We start from the raw sequence: 8,077 nt of genomic DNA on the forward strand, positions 1-8,077 counted from the left end.
CGCAGCCCAGCCGCGCCCCTTTCACAAACTGTCTACGCTAACGCTCACTTCAGCGAAACCAGTTTGGGAGAGACACTCCGGCACCGTGTGAGCGAATCCTCACAGAGTGCCACCAATCGACCCCTCTCCAGCAGTCCCCGCCAAGATACCGCCCCACTGTGTGAGCGAATCCTCGCACAACTACCCGTCTACCTTCCCGACAGGCATGTCCGAGCCAGTTAACCGCCCACCGTGTGAGCGAATCCTCGCACAACTACCCGTCTACCGTCCCGACAGGCATGTCCGAGCCAGTTAACCGCCCCCGTGTGAGCGAATCCTCACACGACACCGCAACACCGCAACGCCGCAACACCGCAAATCACCGCAAACACGCTGAAGGCGGGCCGGTCGAAACCGGTCCGCCTTCATTGTTAGGAGTTCAGAGGAAGAATTTCAGCCCTTGACTGCGCCAGCAATCACACCCTTCACGATGTACTTCTGGCAGATCAAGTAGAAGATGATGATCGGCAGGATGGCCAGCACCAGGCAGCCCATCATCGCGCCCATATCGACTGAACCGTAGCCGCCCTTGAGGTACTGCACGGCGATCGACATGGTCTTGTACTTGTTGAGGTCGAGGGTCAGGTACGGAAGCAGGTAGTCGTTCCAGATCCACATGGTCTCAAGGATGGCCACGGAGATGATGGACGGCCGCATGATCGGCACCACGATGTTGAAGAAGATGCGCGGCACGGATGCACCGTCGAGCATTGCAGACTCCTCAAGCTCCTGCGGAATGCCCTTGACCACGCCGGTGAAGATGAACACCGCCAGGCCTGCGCCGAAGCCCAGGTAGACGATCCACAGACCCCACGGGGTGTTGAGGCTCAGCATATCGGCGAGCTTGGAGAGGGTGAACATCACCATCTGGAACGGCACGATCATGTTGAACAGGAACAGCGTGTACAGCAGACGCGCAGCCCAGTTGTCCACACGGACAATCCACCATGCGCACATGGAGCAGCACAGCAGAATCAGCGCAACGGCACCGACTGTAATGAACACAGTCCAGCCGAAGCTGCCGATAAGGTTCGTGCGCTCGATACCGGTGGTGTAGTTCTCGATTCCGGCGAACGTCTCTTTGTTGGGCAGAGAGAACGCGTTCTTGGAGATGTACACCTTCTTCTTAAAGGAGTTGATGAACACCAGGACGATTGGGTAGATCCACACCAAGCTGAGGATGGTGAAGAAAATCGTCCAAGCCCACGGATGATGGACGCGCTCCGAGGCGTCGATTTCCTTTTCGTCGTTCATGCCTCAACCTCCTTGCTGGAAGTCAGACGGTTCTGGATCAGGGCCACAACCGCCACGATGATGAAGAACACCACGGCCTTCGCCTGGCCGACGCCTTCGAAGCCGATACGGCCGTAGAAGGTGCGGTAGATGTTGAGTGCGACGAGCTCGGAGGTGTTGGACGGGGCGCCGTTGGTGAGCGCAAGGTTCTGATCGTACATCTTGAAGCCGTTGGTGATGGTCAGGAAGGTGCACACGGTGATGCTCGGCATCATGAGCGGGATGATGACGTTGAACAGACGCTGACGCCCGTTGGCGCCGTCAACCTCGGCAGCCTCGATGACATCGGTCGGCAGGGACTGCAGACCAGCGACGTAGATGATCATCATGTAGCCGATTTGCTGCCAGCACAGGAGCATGACCATGCCCCAGAAGCCGTATGTCGACGAGTATGTGATGGATTTTGCCCAGTGGGCGAGCACGCCGTTGAGCAGCAGCAACCACACATAACCCAGGATGATGCCGCCGATCAGATTCGGCATGAAGAACACAGACCTGAAGATGTTGGTGCCCTTGAAGGCCTTGGTGAGCATGTACGCGATGGCGAACGCCACAACGTTGATGATGATGGTGGTCACGATGGTGAATGCCGTCGTGTACCCCATTGCATGCCAGAATTCCTTGTCCTGAAGTGCTACACGGTAATTACGCAGACCCACGACATGGGCATCAGTGACCGTCGTGAATTTGCAGAAGCTCAAGTAGACGCCCAAGATGAACGGCACAAGGAAGCCGATGATGAACGCCGCGAAGGTTGGCAACGCGAACAGCGCCCACCAGCGGCGAATGGACTTGCCGGCCATGGTGATCATCTTGCTCTCTCCTCTCTATCTCTCTCGCCGTCACCTCGTAGTGACAACGCTTGCAAAACTAATCTATCCGGCTCGTGGGCGAGCTACTTCGACCCACTACGCGAGCCAACAATGCCTATGGTACGCGCGTTCCGAGAAAAATACAAACGTTTTCATTTCGGCGTGGCGCTTTACACTTAATCGCTTAAGTGTCTGTAATATAAGACATCCGCCAATATTAGGTTCCAACACTGCTATACTGAGATTATTGTTTTTTTCGGGAAATGATTGCAACCGAATGCAAAATGCGCGCCAAGGCGGAACCATTTCTGCCGCAAACCGCAAGATATGAAGGAGCCCACTACGACCGCTACAATCCAAGACGTCGCCAACCGTGCGAAGGTGTCCATCTCCACGGTTTCGCGCTCATTCACCCGCCCCGACCTGGTATCACCGAAGACGCGTGCGAAGGTGCTGTCCATCGCCGACGAACTGAACTTCTCGATATCCCGTTCAGCAGCGGCGCTGAAAACCGGCCAATCGCTGCGCATCGCACTGCTGGTCAGCAACCACATCAGCAACTGGTTCGCCGCGTCTGTTATCGAAGGGCTCAACGCCGAGTTCTCCGCCGCCGGCTACGATCTGTCCATCATCCAAATCGAAAGCCGCGAGCAGCGCAAGGAATTCTTCGACACCATGCCCGTGCGTCGGAACGCCGACGCCGTGGTCATCGCGTCCTTCGATATCGACAAAGACGAGATCGAGCGGCTGAGCAGCATCGACGTGCCAATCATCGGCGTGAATTCCGTGTTGCAGGACGGTTTTTCGGCAACCGTCAACATCGATGACCATCAGGGGTCGATTCTGGCCGCACGGCATCTAATCCAGCTCGGGCATCGCAGGATTCTGTACATTCGTACCAACCCGGCGCAATCCCTGCATTTCAGTGTGCAGCAGCGTATCGAATCCTTCCTCGGATACTGCCGGGAACAAGACATCGAGCCATCGGTGATCACCGCCGAAGAAGGCACCTACCGCATCGACAATCTCATCACCCAGATCCTGAGCCTGCCGCAGATGCCTACGGCCATCGCCTGCCAGGAGGACGGCATTGCGATTCCGCTGATTTTCCAGCTGGAACGCAACGGGTTCTCTGTCCCGTCGGATATCTCGGTGATCGGCTACGACGACAGCACCTACGCGCACGATGTCGGGCTGACGACCATCCGCCAGCTTCCCATCGATATGGCGCGCTCCGCCGCACGCAAGACGCTCAAGCTCATCGAGGGCGAGACCGTGGACAAGCCCAACGAGCTGTTCCCGGCGCACCTCGTAGTCCGTTCCTCGACCTCACGGGTGGAAGAACACTGAACTAACTCCGCGCAAGTTCTAACAAGATTCAAGCAAGTTTCGAGTACGAAAACCGGTTATGCCAAAGGCTCCTCGGCATAACCGGTTTTCTATTACCGCCGATTCGCGCGAGCCAGATGCGCGCTTTCATGCCATGGTCACGCGCACCCCAGCGGATGCCTCTCAAACTAGCGACGCCCAGACCCCAGCCCGCGTAGACAGTTTGTAAGACAACAACCTGATGAGCCGACACGCACATCAACCGCAGCCGCCCGCAACGCATCCCGCACTACGACCTACACCACACCCCACATACAGAATGACCCCCACCGCGATCACGGTGGGGGTCATTCCAACCATCAAACAAAGAAGAAAGGAGAAAAACAGGGAGGGCCGGCCGGATTCCAACCGGCCCTCAGATTATCGGGAATCAGCCTTCGTGAGCTGCGGCGTACTCAGATGCCCAGCCATCAACGAACGCGGTCTTGACAGCATCCCAGTTGCCAGTGCCCTGAGCGTACTCGAGAAGCGCGTTGCCGAGGTTGTTCTTCCAAGTCTCGGAAGGCATGAAGGTGAAGTCCCAAGCGACCTGGGTCTTGTCGGAGTTCTGGTCATCGACAGCGGCCTGGGTCAGCGGGTTGGTGATCTTCACGTCGCTGAAGGACTTGAACGGAGTGGTCAGGCCCATCTTGTCGCTGATGGAGTTGATGCCGGTCTTCGAGGTGATGACCCACTTGAGGAAGGCTGCGGTGGCCTTCTGGTCAGCCTCGGAAGCCTTGGAGTTGATGCACCAGTAGTTCTCGGAACCGGTGACCAGGCCTTCGTTCTCGTCGTCCACGCCGAAGTAAATCGGGATCATGCCGAGGTCGTCAGCCTTCATGCCCGCCTTCTGGAGGTTAGCCCACTCCCAAGTGCCGTTCTGGTAGAACGCTGCCTCACCAAGTGCGAACTCGGAATCAGCATCATCAGAGGTCTTGGAGCTCAGCTGCGTGCGATCGGTGGTGGAGTCGGTGATGTACATATCGAACACGTTCTTGTACTCCGGCAGGTAGGTGCCCTTGATTTTAGCCGGCTCGTTGGTCACCTTGTCCTTCTCGAACTCATAGTAGAGCGGGAGGTTGGCCAGGTGGGTCTTGAAGCGCCAGTCGGAGCTGGAATCGAAGCCCGCAGAAGTGAAGGCGCCCTTGATGCCGAGCTCGCTCTTGCGGGCCTGCATGTCATCGGCGACCGCCTTGAGCGTGTCGAAGGAGTTGATGTCGTCGATGGACTTGGCCTTGGCACCGTCAAGAGCGAAGTACTTGTTCAGGATGCTCTTGTTGTAGATGATGCCGTAGGTTTCCATTGCGTACGGCACGCCGACGACCTTGTTGCCGTCCTTGAGCGCGACCTTCTTGTTGATGAGCTGCTTGTACGGCTCGGTGTTGGACATGTCGGCGGTGTAATCCTTCCAGTTTGCATAGCCGACAGGGCCGTTAACCTGGAACAGGGTCGGGGCGTTGCTCTTCGCCATTTCGCTCTTGAGCTGCTGCTCATAGGTGCCGGACGCCGCAGTGGACACGGTGACCTCGACACCGGTCTCCTTGGTGTATTCCTTGGCGAGGGCCTTCCACTGGTCCGCCGCTTCCGGCTTGAAGTTCAGGTAGTAGACCTTGCCCTTGCCGTTGTCGCTGCTGCTGGAGTTTCCGCAACCTGCGAACGCGCCAACCGACATGGCCGCCACTGCTGCGATGGCGATCGCTGACTTGACTGTACGATTCATCATCGAACCTTTCTCTTCCGCTGTCGTTCCGATGTTGCTCGGAAGTCGGCACTTACGTCGTGCCGTTCTGTTTTCGACGCTTTCTATTATGCACGTTCCCTCGGATTTTTGCAAACGATGGCAAGAAAAGTTGTCGGCGTGTCGTGTTTTTCAACGGACAAAGCGAGCACAAATGGCTTGTTTCAAGGGATTTGCAGAGTTGCACAACATGCAACCGTTTGCTGACACGGCGTTTCTTCTTTGTCCCCTGTCTGAGCCGCAATCAACGGAGGGTATCAGGCATCATGATGCAGGTTCAGCCACCGGGCTGAGCGTTCCGGCGACCCCGGCAAACCGACACCCAGGCAAATCACGGCGACCCCGGCAAATCAAAGCGATCCGAGCGGACGAAACAGCGTCTGCCGCCCCAGCAAAGCTAGCAGTTCCAGTGCACGATCACGTGGTCGCCATGATACTGGCCCAGCACGCAGTAATGCGCCGTGTCAAGCCGCAGCAACCTGCCGTCGCGCGGATCTACACCCAACCATTGCGTGGTCAGAATGCGCAGGATGTGCGCGTGGGCGACGAGCAATACATCATGCCCGTCATCCAACGCAGCCGACACCTGACGTATGACGCCGCGCGTGCGATCCGCCGCCTCCGCCAGGGTCTCGCCCTCACCATTGTGCACGGGCACCTGTTCGCCCCCAGGCAATGTGGCGGTCCAGTCGCCGGCGAGTTCCATGCTGACCCGGCTCGGGCCGTCCCGCCACACATCCCATGCGAAACCGCTCGCCTCACTGATCTGTTGCCGGGTATGACCCTCCGCCCTGCCGTAATCCCACTCGGCAAGCCCGTCAAGCACCGTGGCCTGCGGATATCTGGCGAGCGCCGCGGTCTGCCGTGCCCTGCGCAACGGGCTGACGAATACATGGTCTGGTGCAAATCCTTGCGGGAACGCCTGCAACAAGCGCGCGCCGGCTTGCCGTGCCTGATCCTGCCCCGTTGGTGTCAGGGGGATGTCGGTGCGTCCGGTGTGCTGCCCCGACACGCTCCACACAGTCTGCCCGTGGCGGAGCAGAACGAGATGACCTTGTTTCTTGGCGTCGTCGCCGGGGAGATGAATTGCAGTCATAGAGGCATTGTACCGCTCAGACGGCTGGATGTCAGGGAAATCCCGGAAATCATTTTTCGGCCATGGGGCGATGCTCAGACCCATGCCGGGTGCCGTCCGACGCCGAATATTCCGCGTCATTGCCGCGTTGAACAGCGGGGATGACATATCATGAACGTATGAACACAGGCAACGAATCAACCGGACGAGACACAGCCAAGGCGGTTCCAACACCGGGCAGCGCTGGCCATGCGGGCAATGCAGCCAATGCGTTCAATGCAGCCGGTACAGGCAGCGCCAATGCGGATGCCATCATCGCGCGTCTGCAAACGGTGGACAACGCTGTCGCCGCGTTGAAATCCCGCCGCGAGCGCGACCCCGAAACGCTCGGTGACAAGATCCTGCTGTTCGCGCTGCCGACCGTTGCCGGTATCGTGGTCGGGCGCGTCATGCAATCGGTATGGACGGGCATCGAGCGTCGAAGCATCGCCGGAGGGAACACGAAAGCCACGACGAGCCTGTTCGCGAGCCTGTCACGCACCGCGATATCCGCAGCGGTCGCGGCGATAACCAACCAGCTGTCCAGCATGGCGGCGCAGTCCATCGTCGCCCGCCATCATCGCTGACTGACGGAAACGGGCGTAGGAGAGCGAGCGCGCAGTGCGAGGCCTACAAGCACTGCGTAATCATCGCGCGGGTCAACGTGCGTTCAGCACCACCGCGCCACGTCAGCATGCGATCAACGTCACCACGCAATCAACGCCGACACAAATCCACAGCGTTGCAATCGTCAGACAGCACCATGCGACCATACCAACGTCATGACGCCTTATTCCCGCGGCTCTTCACGGATATCTTCACGGGATATCTTCACGGGATATCTTCACGGAGAGCAAAAGTCGCCGGGCGGCCGTAACTAGAGCCTGAGACAATAGCTGTATGAGTACGACTATTTCTTCACAGCCAGCTGTCGACGCCCTGCTCGAGCGTCGCTCAATCCGCAAATTCAAGCCGGAGGCGATTGACCCCGACACTGTGGACGCATTGGAATCCGCAGCCCAGCATGCCGCATCAAGCCAATTTCTCAACGATTGGTCGGTTATCCGCGTGACCGACCCCGAGTTGAAGGGCAAGCTTGCACGCATCGGACATCAGGAGTACATCGCCACCGCCCCGCTGCTGTACGTGTTCATCCTTGACGAGCACCGCAACGCGATGATCGCACAGGCAAAAGGCGTGGACGTCTCCCCCGAACGCTTTGCCCTGCGGTACGGCTACCGGTTCTCGCAGGCCCAGAACGACGCCGTTCTCGCCTTACATGCCATGGAAACCGCCGCAAACTCGATGGGACTGGGTTGCGTGATTCTGGGTTCGATTCTCAACGACATCCCCGAGCTGATCGCCGCGCTGAAGCTGCCGGAATACACGTTCCCGGTGCTTGGACTGGCCATCGGCAAGCCTGATCAGGAGCCGGCGTCCAAACCACGCATGCCTCGCTCCATGCAGTTCTTCGACAACGCGTACCCCACGGACGACACGCCAATCAAGGGCCTCTCGGCGTTCGACGAGGAAGTCCACCAGTACTACGATTTGCGCAATACCTCGCGGCCAGTGGATGCGTTCAGCGACCAGATCGCCAGCATCGCCGAGGACGAATCGGCGCTCGATCGCGGGCTGTGCGACGCGCAGGCGCAAGGATTTGACCTCTCGCGCTGAACCCTCGCACTGGGCAGTCCTGCTGAGCCGTCCTGC

The 8,077-nt window shown here is 58.6% G+C and carries 7 protein-coding genes; 3 read left to right on the top strand and 4 right to left on the bottom strand.

Annotation, left to right across the window (positions count from 1 at the left end):
• Positions 1 to 432 precede the first annotated feature (432 nt).
• Together ACI38B_RS06285 and ACI38B_RS06290 are read right to left on the bottom strand one after the other, a co-directional pair.
• Complete coding sequence (locus ACI38B_RS06285; protein WP_412153758.1) at positions 433 to 1,293, bottom strand: carbohydrate ABC transporter permease; 861 nt, start codon at positions 1,291 to 1,293, stop codon at positions 433 to 435.
• Positions 1,290 to 2,144: a carbohydrate ABC transporter permease gene (locus ACI38B_RS06290; protein ID WP_439730003.1), complete on the bottom strand. Its 855-nt coding sequence runs from the start codon at positions 2,142 to 2,144 to the stop codon at positions 1,290 to 1,292. The genes ACI38B_RS06285 and ACI38B_RS06290 overlap by 4 nt, the downstream gene beginning before the upstream one ends.
• Before the next feature lie 327 nt (positions 2,145 to 2,471).
• On the opposite strand from ACI38B_RS06290, the gene ACI38B_RS06295 reads away from it, so the two are divergent.
• A complete protein-coding gene (locus ACI38B_RS06295) occupies positions 2,472 to 3,494 on the top strand; it encodes a LacI family DNA-binding transcriptional regulator (RefSeq protein ID WP_439730004.1) in 1,023 nt (340 codons plus the stop codon).
• A 409-nt stretch (positions 3,495 to 3,903) separates the two neighbouring features.
• Here the strand turns inward: ACI38B_RS06295 and ACI38B_RS06300 are convergent, their stop codons facing one another.
• Entirely contained in the window at positions 3,904 to 5,235 is a 1,332-nt protein-coding gene (locus tag ACI38B_RS06300; protein WP_439730005.1) for an ABC transporter substrate-binding protein, read from the bottom strand.
• Between the two features lie 412 nt (positions 5,236 to 5,647).
• Entirely contained in the window at positions 5,648 to 6,346 is a 699-nt protein-coding gene (locus tag ACI38B_RS06305) for a histidine phosphatase family protein (RefSeq protein ID WP_439730006.1), read from the bottom strand.
• 158 nt (positions 6,347 to 6,504) lie between these two features.
• On the opposite strand from ACI38B_RS06305, the gene ACI38B_RS06310 reads away from it, so the two are divergent.
• Together ACI38B_RS06310 and ACI38B_RS06315 are read left to right on the top strand one after the other, a co-directional pair.
• Positions 6,505 to 6,951: a DUF4235 domain-containing protein gene (locus tag ACI38B_RS06310; protein ID WP_439730007.1), complete on the top strand. Its 447-nt coding sequence runs from the start codon at positions 6,505 to 6,507 to the stop codon at positions 6,949 to 6,951.
• A 313-nt stretch (positions 6,952 to 7,264) separates the two neighbouring features.
• Positions 7,265 to 8,041 carry a nitroreductase family protein gene (locus tag ACI38B_RS06315; protein WP_439730008.1) on the top strand — a complete coding sequence of 259 codons (777 nt, stop codon included), beginning with the start codon at positions 7,265 to 7,267 and terminating at the stop codon, positions 8,039 to 8,041.
• Positions 8,042 to 8,077 lie beyond the last annotated feature (36 nt).

This window comes from Bifidobacterium sp., assembly GCF_051876855.1.
Classification (GTDB): Bacteria; Actinomycetota; Actinomycetes; order Actinomycetales; family Bifidobacteriaceae; genus Bifidobacterium.